The sequence below is a fragment of the Roseibium sp. R5 genome, from assembly GCF_055755305.1.
The window spans coordinates 3336447-3357101 of sequence record NZ_CM146910.1 but is presented as its reverse complement, the minus strand read 5'-3'; the positions used below and the strand labels follow the sequence as shown (position 1 = coordinate 3357101).

The following is a 20655-nucleotide window of genomic DNA, read 5'->3' as shown; positions in this document are numbered from 1 at the left end:
CTGACAAATTCCGGCTTCGGTGTTGTCTAACGACAATCAAACAACAGTTTTATTCAGCCTGTGAACCTTGAACGGCCACGCCAGCACTTAACGCTACGATTACCATAAGCAGAGAAAGCCCGGCGAACGTCACGGGCAAGCCGATCCCGTCCGCAACGAAACCGATCATCGCAGGCCCCAATAATATTCCGCCATACCCGGCTGTTGCGACCGCTGCAATCGCGGCGCCTTGCGGCATGACCTTTTGCCGCCCTGTTAGGCTGAAGAGCACCGGGACAATATTGCAGACCCCGGCCCCGATTGCCGCAAATCCGATCAGCGACACAGCCAGGTTGCTCGCCGTTGCAACGAGCAGAATACCGGCAATGGTGATCACCCCGCCCCAGAGCAGGATGTTTCTCGGACCAAACCTGGCAACCACCCGGTCGCCCAGCAAACGGCCGATCGTCATCGTAATTGAAAAACACATGAAGCCAATGCCGCCCTGGGCAATGTTCACCAGCCCCTGATCTGTGATCAGCGCAGCGCTCCAGTCCAGAACAGCTCCTTCGGTCAAAAACGTGATGGCGATGAGGAGTGCCAGAAGCAGGACAACGCCTTTCGGGAAAGCCCCGCCCGTTGAAGAACCGCCCGTGCGATTAGGGAGCAGCCGGGGGGCCGCTACAATCAGAAGCAGGAGGCTTGAAAGCGCAATCAAGCCAGCAGATGCGAACGGTGACAGGCCGAGCGTCAAGAAAAGCGTGACGCCCCCAGCCCCGGCAAATCCCCCAATGCTGAACTGGGCATGGAACCCCGACATCAGCGGTTTGTCCGATCCACTCTCAACATCCACCGCATGGGAATTCATGCCGACTTCCATGACACCGAGGAAGCTCCCGAACAGGAAAACCGCGATGGCCATGAGCGGGATCGTCTCTGCATACCCAAGAGCCGGAAATCCGGCAATCAAACCGATCCCGGACCCGACAATCACTCGCCGGCTTCCAAATGCGGCGCATAGAGGTCCGGCAAGCGGCATGAACAGAACCGAGCCAATACCGAGGCACAAGAGCAAAAGACCAAGCCCGGCATCATCAACGCCAAGTCTTTGTTGTGCAAAGGGGATCAACGGTGACCATGCTCCCATGGTCAGTCCGCCAATGAAAAACACCAGCCGTGTTGCAAGCCGCGTTTCGAACCGGTTGAGGCTCAAGGCAGCATCATGACCCGTCACCGGTCGCAGTCCTTTTGTGTTTTGCAGGGCCCGGCTTGCGATCCAAAATCCTAGGTCGCCGGGGTCAGAATTTCGTTTTCAACAGAGCGGAAAACGTCGACATGGTCAATGTTCATTTGCTGGATGCCGCACGTGACCGCCAGTTCGAACACGTCGCGATCATCACCGTCATAAAAGAGCTGCGTGATGAGCCCTGCATCCCTTGCCGACGCGGCAAGATCAGGGTCCAGGTTGTGCGCTTGAAACTCCAAAATTGCCGCGCCTTGCGCGACCGCCCGTTCAACCGAGCCGACATGATCAAACAAGACCATGAGCCGGAGATCAGGAACACGGGCCCGTGCCTCTGCGCGAATGGCTTGATCAAAGGAGAACGTCCAGGCTGTTTCCAGGAGACCGTTGGCCTGGAGCATGTCTCTGACCTTCGCCGGGTCTCCTTCTTTGATCTCAGCATAGACCGAAATCCGCTCCCGGCACGCCTTCAGAAATGCATCAAACCGCGGCACACGTTCGCCGGAAAACTCTTCAGAAAACCAGGAACCTGCATCAAGTCGGTCGATCTCAGATGAGAGTTTGTCGGCAAACCGGCCCGAGCCGTTCGTGGTTCTATCCAGCGTGTCATCGTGAAAGACGTAGAGGACACCGTCGTGGGAAGGACGGACATCGAGCTCAACCACTTCCGCGCCTGCTTCAATCGCTTTTTCCAGAGACGCAAGAGTGTTTTCCGGGGCTTTGAGGCTGAGGCCACGATGGCAAACAATAGCTGCACGGTTCATGGATATGCTCCAGAAGGTTCGGGGTCAAAGCACCGGCGATGTTGAAGGGAAACGAATCTCGATTGATCGAGACACGAAAGAGATGCCTGAAGACTTTGATACCTTCATGACACATATCACGTTCACCAAACTATAGATTGTTTCAAGGTCAAAAGCGGCCGCTTTGGTCACTATCAACTGTTGCCGAGCGCAGTTGTAGATCTCGCAGAAACTTCCAATCTTTTCGATAACTCGCCGAGTCGTTTTTCCGAACCATCCGGCGGAATTATGACAAATTGTTCACCCTCAATAAACAGTCAGTCAAATTGCAGCTTTTGAAATACAGCTTATGTGATGGATCAGCGTTCCCCATGGAACGTCTTCAACAGTCTTATTGATGAGGTTCCAAAATGATCCGTCTTGCTACATCTGCCTTTGCCCTGTCCGTTCTCGCTGGCGCTGCTGTCGCTGAACCGGTTGCGTTCGACTTCGACAAGTCCCACTCCAACCTGTCCTTCACATACGATCACCTCGGCTACTCCACCACCGATGGCCGTTTTGGCGACTGGGATGGCACTCTTTTGATCGACAAGGAAACCCCGGCCAATTCCTCGATCGAGTTCACCATTCAGATCGGCAGCCTCGATACGTTCTGGGCAGATCGCGACAAGCACCTCCTGAGCGCCGACTTCTTTGACGCTGAGAAATTCCCTGAAGCTACCTTCAAGAGCACAAGCGTCGAGCAAACCGGCGAGAAGCAGCTTGAAGTGACCGGCGATCTCACAATCAAAGGCATCACGAAGCCGGCGACCCTGACCGTTGATGTCAAGGCAATGGGTGAGCATCCGATGGCGAAGAAGGAATCGGTTGGTTTTGCCGTAAACACCGTGATCAAACGATCTGACTACGGCATGGACATGTTCGTGCCCTATGTAGGTGACGAGGTCAAGATCACGTTCCACACCGAAACGCTGACGACTGCCGCAACAAACTAATCTGCGAAGATGCGGGGAGCCTTGTTGAGGCTTCCCGTTTGCCGAAGGAAACTGCCATGTATCGCAATACGCCAACCGGATATGGCCGGATAGCCATTTTCTTTCACTGGACCATGGCCCTGCTGATAATCGGCATGCTCGCCTTCGGACTTTATCTCAAGCAGCTGCCGCAGACCGATCCAAACCTTTTTCAGCTCTACCAGCTGCACAAGTCCTTCGGCTTTGTTGTATTGGCGCTTGCGGCCTTCAGGCTGATTTGGCGTCTGACAAACCCTTCACCGAAACTGCCGTCCGACATGCCGGCCCTCGAAAAACTCGCAGCTCATCTCGGTCATATCGGGCTCTACTTCCTGATCTTCGCAATGCCGATCACAGGCTGGTTCATGGTGTCCGCATCGCCCTGGGGCATACCCACAGTGGTGTTTAACGTTCTGCCGATCCCGCACCTGCCCTATCCGGAGGCCCTTGGAACAAAAGAACAGGCGGAAGCCTTTTTCATGATCCTCCATGAATACGGTGCGTATCTGTTGATCGCCCTGGTGGTTGTTCACATCGCCGCTGCACTGAAGCACCACTTCATTGCCAAGGACGACACCTTGAAGCGGATGACATCAACAAAGCCGGCCCAAAAAGCGCTTGAATCACATTCCGAGAAAGCCAAAGCATGACACTGAAATCACTTGCACTCCTCAGCTGCACCTTGTCTTTCCTGACCGTGCAGCCCGCACTTGCCGCGACATGGACTGTAGATCCGGCGCAGAGCACACTTGGGTTTGAAGTCCAGCAGGGCAGCAGCGCTTTGACAGGACGGTTTACCTCCTGGGACGCATCCATCGAGTTTGACCCGGACGCGCCGGAAAACGCCGATATTTCGGCCACGATCCGTCCGGCCAGCGCCTCCACCGGCAACGCCCAATTTGACGGGACCCTGCCGAATGGCGATTGGTTTGACACCGCCGCGTTCCCGGACGCGACCTTCACCGCCGACAGCGTCGAACGGGTGGAAGGCGACAGTTACCGGGCAAACGGAACGCTCACGATCAAAGGTGTGTCCATGCCGCTCGTCCTGGACTTTACGCTGGCGATCAATGGTGACACTGCCACAGCCAGTGGCATGGCGACTTTAAACCGTCTTGAATACGGCCTTGGAACAGGTGTCGGAACAGACACCGTCGGCGATGCTGTCACCGTCACGCTCAATCTCACAGCGACCCGCTGACATTTCCTTAGGGGCTCGCGCGGTCTTCAGCCGCGTGAGGCCGCCAGACCGATGCCGCTGGCAACGAACAAACCGCCAATCGCTTTGTGCATCCGACCCATAAACCGTCGCGACAGGTGAAGAACGCTCAAACGGCTTCCAACGAAGCCGTAAATCATGGCGACCGAGAACGATACCAGCGCGATCAGAACAACCATCCCGGTCAGCTGAGTGACAGCTGTTCCCGAAGGATCGAGAAATTGGGGAAACAAAGCAGTGAAAAACACAACTGCCTTGGGGTTTGCAGCGGCGACCAGAAATCCGCTCCGATAAAGGCGCCCGGTCGTATCCGCTTCTGACCGTTTGTCTCCGCCGATATCGAGCCCGTTGGAAGCGCTGCGCCACATCGAAAAGCCAAGATAAACAAGATATGCCGCACCAGCATATTTGATGAACATGAACAAGACAGCCGATTTGGCAAGCACAATGCCGAGACCGGCGCAGGCCAAGATGGCCTGCACCACGGAAGCACTCATATTTCCAAGTGCGGTCGCAAGCACCTGTTTCCATCCATAACGCGCACCGTGGGTAAATGCGATCAATGTGCTGGGGCCTGGCACCATCGAGGCGGTGAAGACTGTCAGCGCGAACAGGGCCCAAAACGACAGGTCCATAAGTCCCCCAAAGAAAATAGCTAAATGAAAACGATCAGATCGGACGAATTTCCTGATCGCACTGTTTCACAAGCGCTCAACAAGCTCAACGGCTATGCGCCGAATTTCGAAAACCGGATCGATTGCGTCTTATGTCGGCTTGGACTCTTGCAACATTTTGCTTAAGAACACGCCACAGACCTTTTGCCAGGGGCTGAACCGTCAGCGCCTAGCCAGATCAGGAAGGCTTTTTGCATGAACGCGCCCGTCACCCCGCCAGACTATCAGCACAGCGCCCTCTTCCCGCAAGGCGAAGACACAACGCCCTATCGCAAGCTGACCTCTGACCACGTCAAAACAGCTGAGTTCAACGGCGAAGAAGTTTTGGTCGTCGAGCCGGAAGGCCTGCGCCTTCTGGCCGAAGAGGCCTTCAAGGACATCAACCACTTTTTGCGCCCCGGACACCTCGAACAGCTGCAAAAGATCCTGGATGATCCGGAAGCCACCGAAAACGACAAGTTCGTCGCCTTTGATCTCCTGAAGAACGCCAACATCGCGTCCCATGGCGTCTTGCCGATGTGCCAGGACACAGGCACAGCGATCATCATGGGCAAGAAGGGCCGGCGCGTGTGGACCTCCGGCGGCGACGAGGCATCGCTCGGTGAAGGTGCGCGCGATGCCTATTTCAAGAAGAACCTGCGCTATTCGCAGCTCGCGCCGATCTCCATGTTCGAGGAGAAAAACACCAAGAACAACATGCCAGCGCAAATCGAACTCTATTCAGAGGGCGAGGACGCTTACAAGTTCCTGTTCATGGCCAAGGGCGGTGGCTCGGCGAACAAGACCTTCCTGTTCCAGGGAACGCCGTCGCTCCTGACCCACGACCGCATGATCGACTTCCTGAAGGAAAAGATCCTGACGCTCGGGACAGCCGCCTGCCCGCCTTATCACCTGGCGATCGTCATCGGCGGCACGTCGGCGGAAATGAACCTGAAGACGGCCAAATACGCTTCCGCCCGTTATCTCGACAATCTGCCGACCGAAGGCTCCGAAGCCGGGCACGCGTTCCGTGATCTGGCGATGGAAGAAGAGATCCACAAGCTGACCCAGGCTACCGGCGTTGGCGCACAGTTCGGCGGCAAATACTTCTGCCACGATGTCCGCGTGATCCGCCTGCCGCGCCATGGTGCCTCCCTGCCGATCGGTCTGGCCGTATCCTGCTCCGCCGACCGGCAAGCCGTCGGCAAGATCACCAAGGACGGGATTTTCCTGGAACAGCTGGAAATGCATCCGGAAAAATATCTGCCGGAAATCACCGATGAACACTTGGGCGGTGACGTCGTTAAGATCGACCTGACGAAGCCGATGTCCGAGATCCTCGGAGAACTCACAAAGCATCCGATCAAGACCCGCCTCTCCCTGACAGGAACGTTGATCGTTGCCCGTGACGCGGCCCACGCCAAACTGCGCGAACGGCTGGAAGCCGGTGAGCCCCTGCCCGACTACATCAAGAACCACCCGGTCTATTATGCAGGTCCTGCCAAGACCCCGGACGGAATGCCCTCCGGTTCCTTCGGGCCGACAACGGCCGGACGCATGGACGCCTATGTCGATCAGTTCCAGGCGGCCGGCGGCTCGATGGTCATGTTGGCGAAGGGCAACCGCTCTGCCCAAGTCCGCCGCGCCTGTCAGGCCCATGGCGGGTTTTATCTCGGCTCCATCGGTGGCCCGGCTGCCCGGCTTGCCCAGGACTGCATCAAGAAAGTCGAGGTCGTCGAATTTGAGGAACTTGGCATGGAAGCGGTCTGGAAGATCGAAGTCGAAGATTTCCCTGCCTTCATTGTCGTCGACGACAAGGGCAATGACTTCTTCAAGGAACTGAATTTGGGGTGACGCAGTTGGCGGGGTGATGAACCTGCCGCCCCCGCCGTCCCGGGTGCGACCCGGGACCCAATTTTGTTGCGAAAGGTCCCGGCTCAAAGGCCGGGACGGCCACGTATTGAATGGCTTTCCGAGAAATACTGCACCAAAAGACCAAGTCTCCGTTACCGGCCCATTTCCCTAAGCATTTACGGCAATTTGAAAGCCTATTTTAAGTTGCATTCTCTATCTTCTCAGCAATTCTGACATGCGGAGGATCGGGAATGCGGCGGCAGAAATCCTTTGGAAAGCGCGATCACAGTTTTGTTCCGCAAGAGCAGGGACAGTCCCTGCCCCGCCGTCCAATCCACGATGCGGCAGATAGCTATGAGGACCCTGTCCTTGTGCGCTTTGCGACGGACACGACCTGGCCGGCCAATGCTGCTGCAGGAATTACACTGGCCGTCATTGCGACCACACTTCTCGCTGTTGGCGAGTTTAGCACCACGACACTGCTGATGCTGGTTCCGATGATGATCCTCGCCGGTTTCCTCATGTACCTCCAGTTCAAGGGCCTGCAACGTGGTATGCAGGGTGAAAAAGTGAAGAGGAAGCGCGCGATCCAGGCGAAGTATCCACTGGTGCCAATTGCCGGAATGATCGGTGGGCTTGTCTATTTTATGATCACACGGGAGCAGAGCCTCTTGGACATTGCGGGCTATGACTGGTCCGGGATGTTCGGATTGCGCACCGACATCGGAAAGGACGAGCCGCTGACGGCGCAGTTGTTGGAGACAATGGCCAAGTTCGGCGGTGCCGGGGTCGCCGTGGCCGTCCTTTGGTACAAGGTCACCAAGAAAGAGCCGGCAGACTGATCGGCCTCTGAGACCGGGAAAACGCGCCTTCTTAGTGTTAGGTACAGGCCACTATCCATGTATTTACCAACGAAGCTTGCACAATGTGACACGCCTACTTCGGCCCGGTTAAGCGTAAATTTTACAGGATTGAGAACCGCCATTCATCGACGCATCCTACGTCAGATTGCGATCGATGAGGTGCGCCGTGCGACGACCGATTTACGCATTGTGGTTCCGCCCCCGCCCAGATGCGGAGCCATCTGAAAAAACGGACGGAAAAGAGCTCGCGGCCCGCATGGAGCGGTTCTCCGTCGCCACTTTCCCTTTCTTTCTGATGCTCTCCTTAAGCGCCGTCCTGGCAACTTTAGGCCTGGTTGCCAACAGCACCGCAACAGTGATTGGAGCAATGATCATTGCGCCCTTGATGGCGCCCATTCTGAGCCTCGCATTTGGCATAGCGACCTACGACTGGGCGCTGATCAGACGCTCGGCTGTCACCGTTCTGGCAGGAACAGTGTGTGTGGTGACGATCGGGTATCTCGGGGTGATGGCTATTGGCGCCCGGATCGTAGGACCGGAGATTCTGGCAAGAACCAGCCCGTCGATGATTGATCTCGCCGTTGCCCTCGCTGCAGGCTGCGCTGGCGCCTATGCGCAAACCCGGCCCAGCATCGCCGACTCCATTGCTGGGGTCGCGATCGCGGTTGCCCTTGTCCCTCCCCTTGCTGTTGCCGGAATTGGCCTGGCCTTGGGCAGCAAGGCAAGCTCTGAGATCGGTCTGCGTCTCGACGAGTTCGGTTTGCAGGATGCGGGCATCGATGTCGCAGCTGGAGGGGCTCTGCTGTTTTTAACAAACCTTGCCGGCATCATTATCGTCGCCGCTCTGGTGTTTCTTTTGCAGAACTATGGCCAGTGGAAGAAGGGTCTCGCCTTACTGATCGTTGCTTCGCTTGGCGGCTACGTCCTTGTGCCTCCGCTCAACACGGCCTTGCACGAAATCTATGTCAAAAACCGTCTCTTGCGGCTGGTGAACAAAAATCTGGAACGGGAACCCACCTTTGGTTCCAAAGGCACCGAGGTGCGGATCCAAACGGTCAATGTTGGCTATCGCAACGACCATTTGTTCATCCGAGTCGACCTTCTAGCCGACCGCCAAAAACTGGCGCAAGCACAAGAGGATTTGGAACGTTTCAGTGCCCAGCTGGCAAAGGACATTGGCGAAGACGTCCTTATAGAGGTGGACATCGGTGCCATAGATGTCATGCGCTTACGTGCGCTCGGCCGCGGGATTTGAGGTTCCGCACCAAAACCACGCGCACGACCCGACTAACCCGCCCGGCACAGCACAACCATCAATCCTGATATTCAGTGTCGGATTTCAATGTCTCACCTGACGTTTCGGCGTCCGTCCGCTTTAACGGTTTCAGCGCCATGCACATCTGACGAATGTGAGATGTTCTTCTTCCGCCGTACTGTGCCATGATGTCCTCCCGAGGATCTTCCGTTCAACTGAAACTAGACTATCCAAGGCGTGCGTCTCATGACGTGATGGTCGTCACATCCGGGCGGAATAGGACCCTCCGGTCCATTCCAGTTTTGATGTGAGACAGGTCATTTTCTCAGATAACCGGTCTTGCATGGCGGACCGGCCCCAGCCACAACTCGTCCATCGCCAAACCTTGCTGGACGCACCGATGACCCAACCCGTTGATGCTGCAGACCGCCGCGCGATCCGCCCGGTGATTTGTTATCCGAACGATACCCTGCCGTCCCCTGACCTGCCGCTCTATGCAAAGGCGCGCGAAGGGGCTGAAAAGATCGGCGAGGTAACGGTGCCGCCCCGGGAAGCGGCGAGCATCGAAGTCCCGACCGGATGTTTTTTAAAGATCACCTCGATTGAGGGCCCACAGGTTGGCGACCTCAATCTCTTCAACAGCGCTGATCTCACCGAGCGCTTTTATTCCGGCAAGACGCGCGCGCTGCACGGTACGCATGTGACCACCGGCGACCGTCTCTGGTCGAACTTCCCGACCCTGCGCCCGCTGGCAACGGTCACCAAAGATACCCTCGACTGGTATGGCATCGATGAATTCGGCGGCTCGGTGCACGACGTCATCGGCACCCGCTGCGACCCGTATACTGGCCGTGCGCTTGGCGGTCCTGATTATCACCATTGCTGCCATTCCAATTTGACCCGTGCGCTTGCACAGACCAAAGGCATGAGCCTGGAAGACGCGGAACAACATGTGCATGATGTCCTGAATGTCTTCATGTGCACCGGTTTTACCCGCGACACCGGTCAGTACTTCATGAAGGCCAGTCCTGTGCGGCCGGGCGACTATCTGGAACTCTTCGCCGAAATCGGATTGCTCGCCGTCATGAGCGCCTGTCCTGGCGGAGATTGCGGATCTGAGCATTCCAGCGATACAGCGCCCTGTCATCCAATGCTCATGGAGGTCTTCAAGCCGCAGGACGACCGTCTTGATGGATGGAAATCGCCAGATATCAATCCGTATGATCGCAGCCACGGGCTCTGACGCATGGGAATTGATTGGAAATTTTAGAAAAGCGGCGGCAAAGTGTGTTCCGGATCACCAAAAAGAGTGACTGCAAAGACTAACTTATGCGTGTGCCGTCGGTTTTGACTGTACTGACGGGCATGAATTGTTGCCAATGAGGCACAAATATCGGCTGATATAGGTCGATCACAGATACGTGAGATGAAAGACGCGCCTCGATTACGCCAATAGTGTTAACGGTACGGCAAGAACGTCTTTTTATCTTGAATATATGGATTCGCCTCTCCGTCAGGAGGCTGGGTGCTTACGGGGAAATGTTATGAGAAAACTTTTTTATTTGGTTTTGGCAGTCGCGATCAGCGCGATCATGTTCGAAACCCCGGCCAGTGCGCAAGGAACGTACTTCGATCCGGTGAGCAAACGCTGGCTCACCATGAAATATCATCCAGGCGGGCCGTCCCCGATCAAGCGCAAACGCGTGCGTTATGACGGTCCTTACAGCCCGGGCACAATTGTCATCGACACGTCCGAGCGCCGCCTCTACCACATCCTGGACAATGGCCGCGCCATGAAATACGGCGTGGGTGTTGGCAAGGAAGGTTTCCAGTGGGCCGGGACACACCGCGTAACCCGCAAGGCTGAATGGCCGAGCTGGACACCGCCGGCGCAAATGCGGGCGCGCGAGCGTGCCAAGGGCCGGATCCTTCCGGCGCACATGAAAGGCGGCCCGAACAACCCGATGGGCGCACGTGCGCTTTACATCGGCAACACCTTGTACCGCATCCACGGCACCACGGAACCGTGGACGATCGGCTCAGCGGTCTCTTCCGGCTGCATCCGGATGGCAAATGAAGACGTCATCCATCTTTACAAGAGTGTGGATGTCGGCGCGAAAATCATCGTGAAGCGCTGATCCGTCAGCCGCATGTCATCAAGGAAAGGCCGGGACATCCCGGCCTTTTTTATTTGCCAACAGCTTGTCCGATCAGCACCGTCGCAGCTGAATGTGCATCGCGGGCCGGTGTCTGGGAGTACCCCATACGCGCTGCGACGATTGCGCCCTCGATCAAAAGCATCAACTGGCGTCCCAACTGTTCCGGCAGATCTGCACCGGCAGTCTTGGCCAGGCCAATCAAGTCGTTCAGCAGGAGCCGTTTATGTTCGCGGGCCTGCGCCGGGATCGCCGCTTCACCGTCAGAAAACTCCGAGGCTGCCTTGATGAACAAGCAGCCATGAAAATCCGGCTGGTCGAACCACTCCTGCAACAGATCGAAAACCGCCAAGAGTTGCTGATCGGGCGCTCCTGAGAACCGGTCAAGTTTCCGGTGCATCCAGTTGCGGAACGTCTCATCCCGCAGCCGCAGGGTCGCCAGGATCAGTTCACCCTTGTTGCGGAAGTGCTTGAACATTGTAGTCTTGCTGATACCGGTCTCAGCCACAAGCGCGTCCATGCCGGTCGCCTGAAATCCATCCCGATCGAAAATCTCTTGGGCTTTATGGACCAGTTCATCGCGTTTACTTGGGCGCATTTTCACTCCTATGTGTACTGATCTGTATATATATTATGATTGATCTCCTGTTCAATCTTCTTTTTAAAAATCCATTTTTATTCATTATTACAGATATTTATTCGAGTTTAGATGAATTTTCAAACGAGCCAACGCAAAAAATATGTCTGAATCCTCTTGATTAAATGTACAGATCTGTACATATACATCCCATCAAAGTGAACAGATCGGTACATTTTCTGATTGGAGACCCGTCATGGCACGCGCATTATCAACCATTGCCTTCACCCCGGCAGTTCGGGCGCGGCAAACGGAAGAAGGTTCACGGGAGGCTTACGCCCCGCTCGATCTTCCCGAGGCAGACAGCGGCGATCGGCTGGGCCCGGCAGAAGCTGCCTTCATCTGCGAACGCGATGGCTTCTATCAGGCGACCGTCTCTGAGACCGGATGGCCCTACGTTCAGTTTCGCGGCGGGCCCCGCGGGTTCTTGAAGGTTCTGGATGAAAAGACGCTGGCCTATGCGGATTTTCGCGGCAACCGGCAGTACATCAGCTCCGGAAACCTCAAAGAAAATGACCGTGTATCCCTGATTCTGATGGATTACCCAAACCGTCGCCGTCTGAAAGTTTGGGCGCGGGCCCGGCAGATTGATGCCAAGCATGATCCGAACCTTATCGCCTCTTTGCGCGAAGACGGATATCGCGGCCTGCCCGAACGCGCCGTCGTCCTGACGATCGAAGCTATCGACTGGAACTGTCCGCAGCACATTCCAAAGCGCTACACGCTGGAGGAACTCGCCCCGGACATTCTGGCTCTTCAAAACCGCATTTCAGAGCTCGAAACGGAAAACGCGGACCTGAAAGACTTCCTGAAACCCGCACCCTAAGCCTGACGCCGGCAGTTTCCGGCGACCCACTACAAAAGGAGACTTCCCATGTCGCTGATTACCAGAACCCTTTCGGCTGCCTTGTTGGCAGCGGCCTTGATCACACCAATAGCGTCATCCAACGCCTCAGAGCACGCCTCCGCGTTTGAGACCACGTTTGGATACGAAACGATTGACGGGTTGCGAATTGCTTATCGGGAAGCCGGAGACCCGGCCAATCCGACTGTGCTGCTGCTGCACGGCTTTCCGACCTCGTCGCACATGTTCCGCAACCTGATTCCGGACCTTGCCGCGGACTATCACGTGATCGCACCTGACTTTCAGGGGTTCGGCGCATCCGACATGCCGTCCGCTGAGACCTACGATTACACGTTCGACAACCTCGCCGGTACGGTCGAAGACCTTTTGGAGCGCAAGAAGGTCGAGAACTATGCACTCTACCTGATGGACTATGGCGCGCCGGTAGGATACCGCCTGTTCGCCGATGCGCCGGACAAGGTCACGGGATTTATCATTCAAAACGGCAACGCCTATGAAGAAGGACTGCCGGAGTTCTGGGATCCAATTCGCGCCTATTGGGCAGATCCGTCAGAGGAAAATGCAGCGCCTCTGCGCGCATTCCTTGGGATCGAAGGCACCAAATGGCAATTCACCCACGGCACCCGTAACCCGGATGCTATCAGCCCGGACAATTACTGGCACGTTCAATACCTTTTGGATCGTCCTGGAAATGCCGAGGTTCAACTGGAGCTGTTCTACGATTACCGGACCAATCTGACGCTCTATCCGGAATGGCAGGCTTTGTTCCGTGAGCATCAGCCGCCTGCCCTCGTGGTCTGGGGCAAGAATGATCAGATCTTCCCGGCGGAAGGCGCTCATCCCTATCGGCAGGACCTGACCAACGTCGAGTTCCATCTTCTCGATACCGGGCACTTTGCTCTTGAAGAAGACGGCGCGTTCATAGCCGAGGAAATTCGGGATTTCCTGGAGCGTGAAGTCACTCCGTGACCAAGCAGCGGCGGCGCGGTGAAAACCGCGCTGCCCTTTGGCCTTTGTTCGAACTGCTATGGGGCAGGTACAATCTGCACTTCACCACCATGCAAGAAACACCCTAAGTCGAACCTGGAGAGATCACAGGGGTTTGGCTGGCGAACATCTTCAAAATCGGGCAACGTTTTGCTGGAGTTTTCAAAGCCACGACCAATCTGCGCCAAGAACACCATTTTGCAGCCGCTGCTTTTTGCGAACTGCGTTAGGACATGCAACTGCTCGTCCAATGACGGTGTTGCCCGGCTTTGGTCCAGGAGTTGAAGGTAATCAATTAGAACAAGCGAGCAGCCCGGCGCTTTATGCAAGCGGGAGACAATGTGATCGGCACAAATCTGGTCAGATACATCAATGATGGGAGACCGTGGCGACTGATTGCAACTCTCCCATGTGCGCGCAAATTCGGCCCGGATCTGATCCTCGGTGTAGTCCAGAGAAAATACGGCGACCGGTCCACCTGCAACTGCCGCCCTGGCAACTAGCTCCAAACCGAGTTTGGTTTTGCCCTGTCGCGGTCTACCCCCGACGAGCAATGTATGCCCGGGGCGCATTTGATTGAGTACTTGGATATGCAGCGGATCAGTTTTGTATCTGTTTGCAAGAAGGCTCCAGTTCCGAAATCCTTCGAGTTGAGCGACCCGGTCCAGTGCCCTGTGAAGAGGAATCCCCTCGTCTCGCACCAGCTGATGCGCACGCTTTTTCAGACGGAAAATCGGAGTCGATAAGGTATTCATGTCATGACCTCCTGAAGCCATGCCAAATGCAATCCCTCCTCATGCAACGCATGTTCAGTCGATCTAGAATGGGTCCGGCTCTGCAGGTTTACTGCTGCTCCATTGGAGGGGGACGGCGCGAGCCTCGCCTAGAGGACTTCATACCCGATTCCCCCTTTGCATGTCACCGAACAACAGTTTGCAGCAACGTGCACGTATTACCGGCTGAGGCCCTTCTCACCGAGTTCCTGCAAATACCCGCCCCAGTGCTTTGACCGGTCCGTTGCCAGTTCCAGGAGATAGGTCCAGCTGAAAATACCGGAATTGTGCAGGTCGTCGAAGTGGATGCGGACGGCGTAGTTGCCCACCGGATCAATCTTCATGATCCCGACGTTTTTCTTGCCAGGGACGGTTTTCTTTTGCGACGGTGCATGACCCTTTACCTCCGCCGACGGTGAACACACCCGCAGATATTCCGCGCTCAACTCGTGTTGCTCCCCGTCGTTGAAAGCAACAGTCAGCGTTTTGCGATCCTTGGAAACCCTGAGTTCGGTTGGCCAGGGAGCAGAAGAGTCGGTCATTTTGTCTGTGTCCGGTTAGGCTGAATTTGGTGGCGCGACGATACCGGGCAAAAACAACGGGTCAAGCTGCATCTTGTCCCGCTGATTTCACATCCTCATAGCCGTCGAGCGCAGCTTGGCGGGCCTTGCTGTGATCAACAATCGGATACGGGTATGTCTCTCCAAGCCGGACGCCTGCCTCCCGCAGGACACTGGCCGGGGCCTCGAAGGGCGAAAACAGGTGTTTTGTCGGCAGCTTTGCCAATTCCGGAACCCAGCGGCGCACGTATTTGCCGTCCGGATCGAATTTCGGTCCCTGAGAAATCGGATTGAAGATCCGGAAATATGGAGCCGCATCCGCACCAGATCCGGCCACCCACTGCCAGCTTGCCGAGTTGTTGGCAAGATCCGCATCGACCAGCGTGTCGCGGAACCAGGCCTCTCCATGTTTCCAGTGAAGGCGGAGATGCTTGACCAGAAAACTGCCAGCCAGCATACGGACCCGATTGTGCATGTAGCCCGTGTGCCAGAGCTCGCGCATCCCGGCATCGACCATCGGATACCCGGTCAATCCCTTTTGCCATTTTGTGAGATCCTCCTCGCTCTCCCGCCAAGGATATGCGTCGAAGGCAGGCCGCCAGTTTTTCTCCGGCAATTGCGGGAAATGATAGAGGAGATGATAGGAAAACTCGCGCCAGGCGATTTCCGAAAGGAACTTGTGCCCGTCGCTGGCAAGGCCGGATTTGCGTGCGGTTGCATGCTGGGTTGCCGACCACACCTGCCTCGGCGAGATGTCGCCAAAGTGAAGGTGCGGCGACAAACGTGAGACGTTGGGCAAGTCCGGCCGGTTGCGCTTGTCGCCATAGCCGGACAATCCGTGATCCAAAAACTCGATCAGACGGTCTTTGGCGCCGGCTTCCCCAGGCTGCCAGATATCTTCCCAGCCTTCGGCCCAGTTCGGCTTGGTCGGCAGCAACTCCAGATCGGACAAGCTATCGCCTTTGTCGTAGGCGGCGAAGTCAATCTCCTCTGGGGCCGGCAAGGGATCCGGCACGCTGATTTGTTGAGCCGCCTTCCAGAACGGCGAGTAGACTTTGTAGGGGCCACCGGTCTTCGTTTCGACATCCCAGGGCTCAAACAGCAGAGAGGCCTTAAAACTCTTGGCATCGATCAGGTCCGTTTTCAGGGCCTCTTTCAGCGCACTGTCGCGTTCGATGGCGTGGGGCTCATAACATCGGTTCCAGTAGACAGCATCTGCACCGGTCTCCTGAACGAGTTCCGGGATCAGATGCCGCGCGCTGCCGCGCAGAAAGACAAGACCCGGGAGGTCTTCCTTCAGCGCCGCCAAGCTGTGATGCAACCACCACCGGCTGGCGCCGCCCAAGGGATGGCCATCGCCAGATTGATCCGGTGTTTCAAGAATATAGACCGGCAACACCGGGCCGCGCCGAGTCGCTTCATGAAGGGCCGGATTGTCCGAAACACGTAAGTCCTGCCGGAACCAAACGATTGTAGTCATAACGCCTCTTAAGTGTGTCTCTTTCCTACGCGGCCGCCCCTCTTCAGATCAATTTTTCTCTGACTTTAAAAGCACATGCTCCCAAAAACCGAACGCCTGGCACCACATCTTGATTTAGTGCGATATCGTATTATATAGTGCGATATCGCATCATATAGGAGCCTTCCATGTCAGTTTCCCGCCGCAAAACGCTCGCCCTCCTTGGAGGTGGTCTGATAGTTGCCGCCACCGCATCGGCCGGCACATTTCTCGCAACCCGGACTCCAGAAAAGGCGCTCAAACCGTGGAGCAGCGCCGGCGGATACGAAGATCCACGGCTGTTTGCGCTGTCTTACGCCTTGCTTGCTCCAAACCCGCATAACCGGCAGCCCTGGCTGATCGAGTTGACTGACAAGAACACATTCCGGCTGCACAGAGATCCGGCGCGAGATCTCCCTCACACTGACCCTTATCACCGGCAGATCTTCATTGGTCTCGGTTGCTTCCTGGAACAAATGGCCATTGCCGCTAGCCTCAAAGGCCTTTCGGCTGAGATTTCGCTCTTTCCAGAAGGAACTGATGGTCCAATCGGGGATGTTTTATTGGTAGAGGGAGAGGACGCAGATCCATTGGGCGCGCATATCATGGACCGACGGTCTTGCAAGGAGCCATTTCAGGACACGCAGATTCCAGAGGCCATGGCGGCGCAACTCCAGACCTATGGCTCTGTCTGGACCGATCCGGCGGATGTTGAAAGTATCAAGGACCTGACCTGGAAGGCATGGTTGACGGAAATGAACACCCACCGGACCTTGAAGGAAAGCGTCGATTTGATGCGCTTCGGCAAAGCGGAAATCAATGCGAATCCGGACGGCATTGATCTCGGCGGTCCGTTCCTGGAAAGCCTGATGGTGGCAGGCCTTCTGACCAAGGACAGCCAGCTGGACCCGGAGTCCACTGGGTTTCAGGAAGGCGTGAAAATGTACCAGGCAATGCTCCATGCAACGCCCGCCTATATCAGCCTGACAACGCCGGCAAACACGCGGCAGGATCAGATAGAGGCTGGCCGCCGCTGGCTGAGGCTCAACTTGGAAACGACACGTCTCGGATTGGCGCTTCACCCGGTGAGCCAGGCGCTGCAGGAATTTGACGAAATGACCCCTCACTATGCCGAAGCGCACCGCCTGCTTGCCAAACCGGGAGAAACTGTTCAGATGCTTGGACGATTGGGATTCGGGCCACAAACCGCCCGCACGCCGCGCTGGCCCCTTGAAACACGGATGATGAATGGATAACGCGTCCCGCCATACGCTGTTCAGTTTTTTTAATGAAATCAGCATTATCGCCCAATTGAGCCGGGCTGCGATGGAAGCCCGGCTGCCGAAGGGCCTGACCCTGCCCCACTTTAGCGTGATCAATCACCTGATACGGGTCAAAGACGGTCAAACGCCGCTTGCGCTTGCCAAAGCTTTTCAGGTTCCCAAGACGACAATGACCCACACGTTGAGCGGTTTACTGGACCACGGCTTGGTTGACATGCGCCCCAACCCAAAAGACGGCCGCAGCAAAACAGTCTGGCTCACCGAAGCCGGACGACAATTCCGTGAGACGGCCATCCGCTCGATTGACCCGGACATGTCGGCGATAAAATCGGCGATACCGGAGGAAAAAATCGCGGAAATCCTACCGCTTCTGGCGGAAGTCCGCAGTTTCATGGACGCGTATCGCGACGAGAATTGAGGCCCCTGGCGACTCGCGGAGCTCGCGCGCGATTGACAGAACTACACTAACCAGTTTACCCATAATTCGGAACTGTACCATTTGGCTCCGGTTTTGTTTGAAAACATGCCGGTTTGTTCCATATGATGCAGGAGCGGGCGAAGACCCGCCGTCAAAGACAATTCTGAGGGAGAGCGGAACGTGACAGACGGCAATATCGTGGTTTCGAAACCGGCGGCACCAGAGACATCCGCAAGGCCCAAACCGATGATCGATCCCTTTGGCCGCGCCGTTTCCTATCTGCGGGTCTCCGTAACAGACCGCTGTGATTTCCGCTGCGTGTACTGCATGGCAGAGGACATGACGTTCCTGCCGAAGCGCGAAGTTCTCAGCCTTGAAGAGCTGGACCGCCTGTGCACCGCTTTCATCGAAAAAGGTGTCCGCAAGCTGCGCCTGACGGGCGGTGAACCGCTGGTGCGCAAAAATATCATGAGCCTGATCCGCAGCCTCGGGCGGCATCTGGACAGCGGCGCTCTGGACGAGCTGACGCTCACCACCAACGGATCCCAGCTGGCCCGCTTTGCCCGCGAGCTTTATGATTGCGGTGTCCGCCGGATCAATGTTTCCATCGACACGCTGGACCCGCAAAAATTCAAGGCAGTCACCCGCTGGGGTGACCTTGCCAAAGTCATGGACGGCATTCGCGTTGCCAAGGAAGCCGGGCTTGCCATCAAGATCAATATGGTCGCGCTCAAACAAGTGAATGAGCATGAAATTGAGAGCATGATGACCTGGTGCCATGAGTATGGGTACGATCTCACAATGATCGAGACCATGCCGCTTGGCGAGATCAACGAAGATCGCACCGATCAGTATCTACCGCTCTCCACCGTGCGCCAACGCCTGAGCGAACGCTTCACCCTGACGGACATCCCTTATAAGACCGGTGGTCCAGCGCGCTATGTCACGGTTGAGGAAACCGGCGGCCGTCTCGGGTTCATCACGCCGATGACCCACAATTTCTGCGAAAGCTGCAACCGGGTCCGCGTGACCTGCACGGGCCAACTTTACATGTGCCTGGGTCAGGATGACATGGCGGATCTGCGTGCGCCTCTGCGCGCCTCAGAGGGCAACGAACTGCTGAGTGACGCAATCGACGAGGCCATTGGGCGCAAGCCAAAGGGGCACGACTTTGTCATTGACCGGGAGCGCAATCAGCCGGCGGTTTCCCGGCATATGAGTGTTACAGGCGGCTAAGCACAGGCCTCAGTCGTTTCGGAAAGCCAGAAACGCGAAGCAGCAAGAAACATGTTGCGCGGCAGTTTTACCGCGCAGCAACAGCAAACGCGCTGCTGAGTGATTGCTCACCGGTCTTCATATGGTGTGTCTTGCCGCTCGCCGAGAAAAACGGCGAGCACACACGCCAGTCCGAAAACGCCTCCGACAACCATGACCAGGATCATCGGCATCTCACCGCCACCAGCAATGTCAGCCGAGAACATATAGGCGACGGCACTAGAAACCAGTGCACCGGCGCCAACCTGGAGAAAACTCAGCATTCCGGAAGCCGTGCCGGCAAGATCAGGGCGGATGCTTACAGCTCCAGAGATGGCGCTTGGAATGCCAAGCCCATTGCCCAGACCGATGAAAAACATCGGCAGGAAAAACAACGCCCCGGTAAGGCTATCCGTCAAAGTCCCAACGACAAGAAGCGACACCCCAAAGACACCCGTGATCACACCAAGTGCGATCATCCGGGCAATCCCTGCACGAGCTGCAATTCGGCCGGTGATGAAGTTCCCGATGATATAGCCGATTGAGACCACCATCAGATAAAGGCCGATTTCCGCAGGAGCCATATTAAACACACCGGCCGCCACAAATGGGGCACCGCCGAGATAGGCAAAGTACAGCCAGGCCATAAAGGTCGATGCTCCGCAATACACCCAGAACATCTTCACCTTGAACAAGTCTGCGTAGCCCTGCCCGATCTGCTTCAGACTGACCGCCTTTTTGTGCTGATTGGTCTCGGGAAGGAACAGCCAGGCACAAATGGTTACGCCGATCCCAAAAATCAGCATCAACACAAAACCACCCCGCCAACCGTAATGCGCGTCGAGAAAACCGCCAATCGCGGGCCCAATGGTCGGCGCGACGGCCATGCCCATAGCAACATAACCGATCATGCTGGCTGCTTTGTCGCGTCCGTAGACGTCCCGAACGATGGCACGGGCCAGAACGAGACCGGCCCCGCCGCCGATCGCTTGAACAATACGGGCAGCTATCAGGGCCTCAACTGTCGGTGCCATCAAACACAACACGCTGCCGATAACGAACAGCACCATTCCTGCAACAACAACAGGGCGCCTGCCGAACTGATCGGAGATCGGCCCCAAAAAAATCTGCGCTCCAGCAATTGCGATGAAATAGAACGCCAATGTGAGCTGGATCTCAGCAGCAGTAGCCGAGAACGCACTCATCATGCCGTCGACCGATGGCAGATAGATGTTCATCGCAAAGGGAGACAATGTCGAAATGCCCATGAGCATGACAACAAACGCGATCCGTTTGGGTTCCCGGGTTGTATGCGCAGTCAGATCTGAGGCCATTTCAAGTGTTCTTTTCGCTGAACGCAGACCTTAGGAAGGCGCTCTCAAAAAATCAATCTTATTAATTG

General features: G+C 56.3%; 21 protein-coding genes. 13 read left to right on the top strand and 8 right to left on the bottom strand.

The features are described 5' to 3' along the window. Positions 1-49: 49 nt before the first annotated feature. Together AC0J4F_RS15800 and AC0J4F_RS15795 are read right to left on the bottom strand one after the other, a co-directional pair. Positions 50-1213 (bottom strand): MFS transporter, encoded by a 1164-nt coding sequence (locus tag AC0J4F_RS15800; protein ID WP_473023981.1) that lies wholly within the window; start codon positions 1211-1213, stop codon positions 50-52. A gap of 50 nt (positions 1214-1263) precedes the next feature. Next, positions 1264-1986, bottom strand: a complete 723-nt coding sequence (locus AC0J4F_RS15795) for a glycerophosphodiester phosphodiesterase (protein ID WP_473023980.1) — start codon at positions 1984-1986, stop codon at positions 1264-1266. A gap of 389 nt (positions 1987-2375) precedes the next feature. On the opposite strand from AC0J4F_RS15795, the gene AC0J4F_RS15790 reads away from it, so the two are divergent. From AC0J4F_RS15790 to AC0J4F_RS15780, 3 genes are read left to right on the top strand one after another with little or no spacing between them, the layout of a single operon-like run. Beyond that, positions 2376-2960 (top strand): YceI family protein, encoded by a 585-nt coding sequence (locus AC0J4F_RS15790; protein ID WP_133947061.1) that lies wholly within the window; start codon positions 2376-2378, stop codon positions 2958-2960. Positions 2961-3016: 56 nt separating this feature from the next. Beyond that, the gene (locus tag AC0J4F_RS15785; protein ID WP_133947060.1) at positions 3017-3628 is read left to right on the top strand and encodes a cytochrome b; all 612 of its coding nucleotides are present in this window, start codon (positions 3017-3019) and stop codon (positions 3626-3628) included. Beyond that, positions 3625-4179, top strand: coding sequence for a YceI family protein (locus AC0J4F_RS15780; protein WP_133947059.1), 555 nt, complete (start codon positions 3625-3627; stop codon positions 4177-4179). Before AC0J4F_RS15785 ends, AC0J4F_RS15780 begins: the two co-directional genes overlap by 4 nt. Positions 4180-4205: 26 nt before the next feature. Here the strand turns inward: AC0J4F_RS15780 and AC0J4F_RS15775 are convergent, their stop codons facing one another. Next, entirely contained in the window at positions 4206-4832 is a 627-nt protein-coding gene (locus AC0J4F_RS15775) for a LysE family translocator (RefSeq protein ID WP_133947058.1), read from the bottom strand. A gap of 234 nt (positions 4833-5066) precedes the next feature. Between AC0J4F_RS15775 and AC0J4F_RS15770 the strand changes: the two genes are divergently transcribed. From AC0J4F_RS15770 to AC0J4F_RS15750, 5 genes are all read left to right on the top strand, one after another. After that, the gene (locus tag AC0J4F_RS15770; RefSeq protein WP_133947057.1) at positions 5067-6704 is read left to right on the top strand and encodes a fumarate hydratase; all 1638 of its coding nucleotides are present in this window, start codon (positions 5067-5069) and stop codon (positions 6702-6704) included. A gap of 251 nt (positions 6705-6955) precedes the next feature. Further along, entirely contained in the window at positions 6956-7546 is a 591-nt protein-coding gene (locus tag AC0J4F_RS15765) for a hypothetical protein (protein ID WP_473023979.1), read from the top strand. 187 nt (positions 7547-7733) lie between these two features. Further along, on the top strand, positions 7734-8822 hold the full coding sequence (locus AC0J4F_RS15760; RefSeq protein WP_166672634.1) for a DUF389 domain-containing protein: 1089 nt from the start codon (positions 7734-7736) through the stop codon (positions 8820-8822). A 400-nt stretch (positions 8823-9222) separates the two neighbouring features. Next, positions 9223-10065: an urea carboxylase-associated family protein gene (locus AC0J4F_RS15755; RefSeq protein ID WP_473023978.1), complete on the top strand. Its 843-nt coding sequence runs from the start codon at positions 9223-9225 to the stop codon at positions 10063-10065. Positions 10066-10366: 301 nt separating this feature from the next. Then, the gene (locus AC0J4F_RS15750; protein WP_473023977.1) at positions 10367-10960 is read left to right on the top strand and encodes a L,D-transpeptidase; all 594 of its coding nucleotides are present in this window, start codon (positions 10367-10369) and stop codon (positions 10958-10960) included. A 49-nt stretch (positions 10961-11009) separates the two neighbouring features. On the opposite strand, the gene AC0J4F_RS15745 is transcribed toward AC0J4F_RS15750, so the two are convergent. Beyond that, entirely contained in the window at positions 11010-11576 is a 567-nt protein-coding gene (locus tag AC0J4F_RS15745) for a TetR/AcrR family transcriptional regulator (RefSeq protein WP_473023976.1), read from the bottom strand. Positions 11577-11811: 235 nt separating this feature from the next. Here AC0J4F_RS15745 and AC0J4F_RS15740 point away from each other — a divergent pair, with 235 nt between their 5' ends. Both AC0J4F_RS15740 and AC0J4F_RS15735 read left to right on the top strand, forming a co-directional pair. After that, positions 11812-12441: a pyridoxamine 5'-phosphate oxidase family protein gene (locus AC0J4F_RS15740; protein WP_473023975.1), complete on the top strand. Its 630-nt coding sequence runs from the start codon at positions 11812-11814 to the stop codon at positions 12439-12441. A 48-nt stretch (positions 12442-12489) separates the two neighbouring features. Next, positions 12490-13449 (top strand): alpha/beta fold hydrolase, encoded by a 960-nt coding sequence (locus tag AC0J4F_RS15735; protein WP_473023974.1) that lies wholly within the window; start codon positions 12490-12492, stop codon positions 13447-13449. Between the two features lie 56 nt (positions 13450-13505). Here AC0J4F_RS15735 and AC0J4F_RS15730 read toward each other — a convergent pair whose 3' ends face one another. From AC0J4F_RS15730 to AC0J4F_RS15720, 3 genes are all read right to left on the bottom strand, one after another. Then, positions 13506-14243, bottom strand: coding sequence for a DNA helicase (locus AC0J4F_RS15730; protein ID WP_473023973.1), 738 nt, complete (start codon positions 14241-14243; stop codon positions 13506-13508). 176 nt (positions 14244-14419) lie between these two features. Further along, complete coding sequence (locus AC0J4F_RS15725; RefSeq protein ID WP_055671644.1) at positions 14420-14782, bottom strand: gamma-butyrobetaine hydroxylase family protein; 363 nt, start codon at positions 14780-14782, stop codon at positions 14420-14422. A 61-nt stretch (positions 14783-14843) separates the two neighbouring features. Further along, a complete protein-coding gene (locus AC0J4F_RS15720; protein WP_473023972.1) occupies positions 14844-16280 on the bottom strand; it encodes a cryptochrome/photolyase family protein in 1437 nt (478 codons plus the stop codon). 167 nt (positions 16281-16447) lie between these two features. On the opposite strand from AC0J4F_RS15720, the gene AC0J4F_RS15715 reads away from it, so the two are divergent. The 3 genes from AC0J4F_RS15715 (at position 16448) to moaA (ending at position 19235) form a co-directional block, all read left to right on the top strand. Beyond that, positions 16448-17554 (top strand): Acg family FMN-binding oxidoreductase, encoded by a 1107-nt coding sequence (locus AC0J4F_RS15715; protein ID WP_473023971.1) that lies wholly within the window; start codon positions 16448-16450, stop codon positions 17552-17554. Continuing rightward, positions 17547-17999 (top strand): MarR family winged helix-turn-helix transcriptional regulator, encoded by a 453-nt coding sequence (locus tag AC0J4F_RS15710; RefSeq protein ID WP_473023970.1) that lies wholly within the window; start codon positions 17547-17549, stop codon positions 17997-17999. Before AC0J4F_RS15715 ends, AC0J4F_RS15710 begins: the two co-directional genes overlap by 8 nt. 246 nt (positions 18000-18245) lie before the next feature. Then, positions 18246-19235 (top strand): GTP 3',8-cyclase MoaA, encoded by a 990-nt coding sequence (moaA, locus tag AC0J4F_RS15705; RefSeq protein ID WP_473026436.1) that lies wholly within the window; start codon positions 18246-18248, stop codon positions 19233-19235. 107 nt (positions 19236-19342) lie between these two features. Here moaA and AC0J4F_RS15700 read toward each other — a convergent pair whose 3' ends face one another. Then, a complete protein-coding gene (locus AC0J4F_RS15700; RefSeq protein ID WP_133947044.1) occupies positions 19343-20587 on the bottom strand; it encodes a multidrug effflux MFS transporter in 1245 nt (414 codons plus the stop codon). Positions 20588-20655: the final 68 nt, after the last annotated feature.

Bases quoted from the DNA above. Each gene is read 5' to 3' on its own strand.
- AC0J4F_RS15795 (WP_473023980.1), bottom strand. From the start codon at position 1,986: ATGAACCGTGCAGCTATTGTTTGCCATCGTGGCCTCAGCCTCAAAGCC.
- AC0J4F_RS15745 (WP_473023976.1), bottom strand. From the start codon at position 11,576: ATGCGCCCAAGTAAACGCGATGAACTGGTCCATAAAGCCCAAGAGATT.
- AC0J4F_RS15765 (WP_473023979.1), top strand. From the start codon at position 6,956: ATGCGGCGGCAGAAATCCTTTGGAAAGCGCGATCACAGTTTTGTTCCG.
- AC0J4F_RS15720 (WP_473023972.1), bottom strand. From the start codon at position 16,280: ATGACTACAATCGTTTGGTTCCGGCAGGACTTACGTGTTTCGGACAAT.
- AC0J4F_RS15775 (WP_133947058.1), bottom strand. From the start codon at position 4,832: ATGGACCTGTCGTTTTGGGCCCTGTTCGCGCTGACAGTCTTCACCGCC.
- AC0J4F_RS15780 (WP_133947059.1), top strand. From the start codon at position 3,625: ATGACACTGAAATCACTTGCACTCCTCAGCTGCACCTTGTCTTTCCTG.
- AC0J4F_RS15710 (WP_473023970.1), top strand. From the start codon at position 17,547: ATGGATAACGCGTCCCGCCATACGCTGTTCAGTTTTTTTAATGAAATC.
- AC0J4F_RS15730 (WP_473023973.1), bottom strand. From the start codon at position 14,243: ATGGCTTCAGGAGGTCATGACATGAATACCTTATCGACTCCGATTTTC.
- AC0J4F_RS15790 (WP_133947061.1), top strand. From the start codon at position 2,376: ATGATCCGTCTTGCTACATCTGCCTTTGCCCTGTCCGTTCTCGCTGGC.
- AC0J4F_RS15700 (WP_133947044.1), bottom strand. From the start codon at position 20,587: ATGGCCTCAGATCTGACTGCGCATACAACCCGGGAACCCAAACGGATC.
- AC0J4F_RS15715 (WP_473023971.1), top strand. From the start codon at position 16,448: ATGTCAGTTTCCCGCCGCAAAACGCTCGCCCTCCTTGGAGGTGGTCTG.
- AC0J4F_RS15750 (WP_473023977.1), top strand. From the start codon at position 10,367: ATGAGAAAACTTTTTTATTTGGTTTTGGCAGTCGCGATCAGCGCGATC.
- AC0J4F_RS15755 (WP_473023978.1), top strand. From the start codon at position 9,223: ATGACCCAACCCGTTGATGCTGCAGACCGCCGCGCGATCCGCCCGGTG.
- AC0J4F_RS15735 (WP_473023974.1), top strand. From the start codon at position 12,490: ATGTCGCTGATTACCAGAACCCTTTCGGCTGCCTTGTTGGCAGCGGCC.
- moaA (WP_473026436.1), top strand. From the start codon at position 18,246: ATGATCGATCCCTTTGGCCGCGCCGTTTCCTATCTGCGGGTCTCCGTA.
- AC0J4F_RS15770 (WP_133947057.1), top strand. From the start codon at position 5,067: ATGAACGCGCCCGTCACCCCGCCAGACTATCAGCACAGCGCCCTCTTC.
- AC0J4F_RS15785 (WP_133947060.1), top strand. From the start codon at position 3,017: ATGTATCGCAATACGCCAACCGGATATGGCCGGATAGCCATTTTCTTT.
- AC0J4F_RS15725 (WP_055671644.1), bottom strand. From the start codon at position 14,782: ATGACCGACTCTTCTGCTCCCTGGCCAACCGAACTCAGGGTTTCCAAG.
- AC0J4F_RS15740 (WP_473023975.1), top strand. From the start codon at position 11,812: ATGGCACGCGCATTATCAACCATTGCCTTCACCCCGGCAGTTCGGGCG.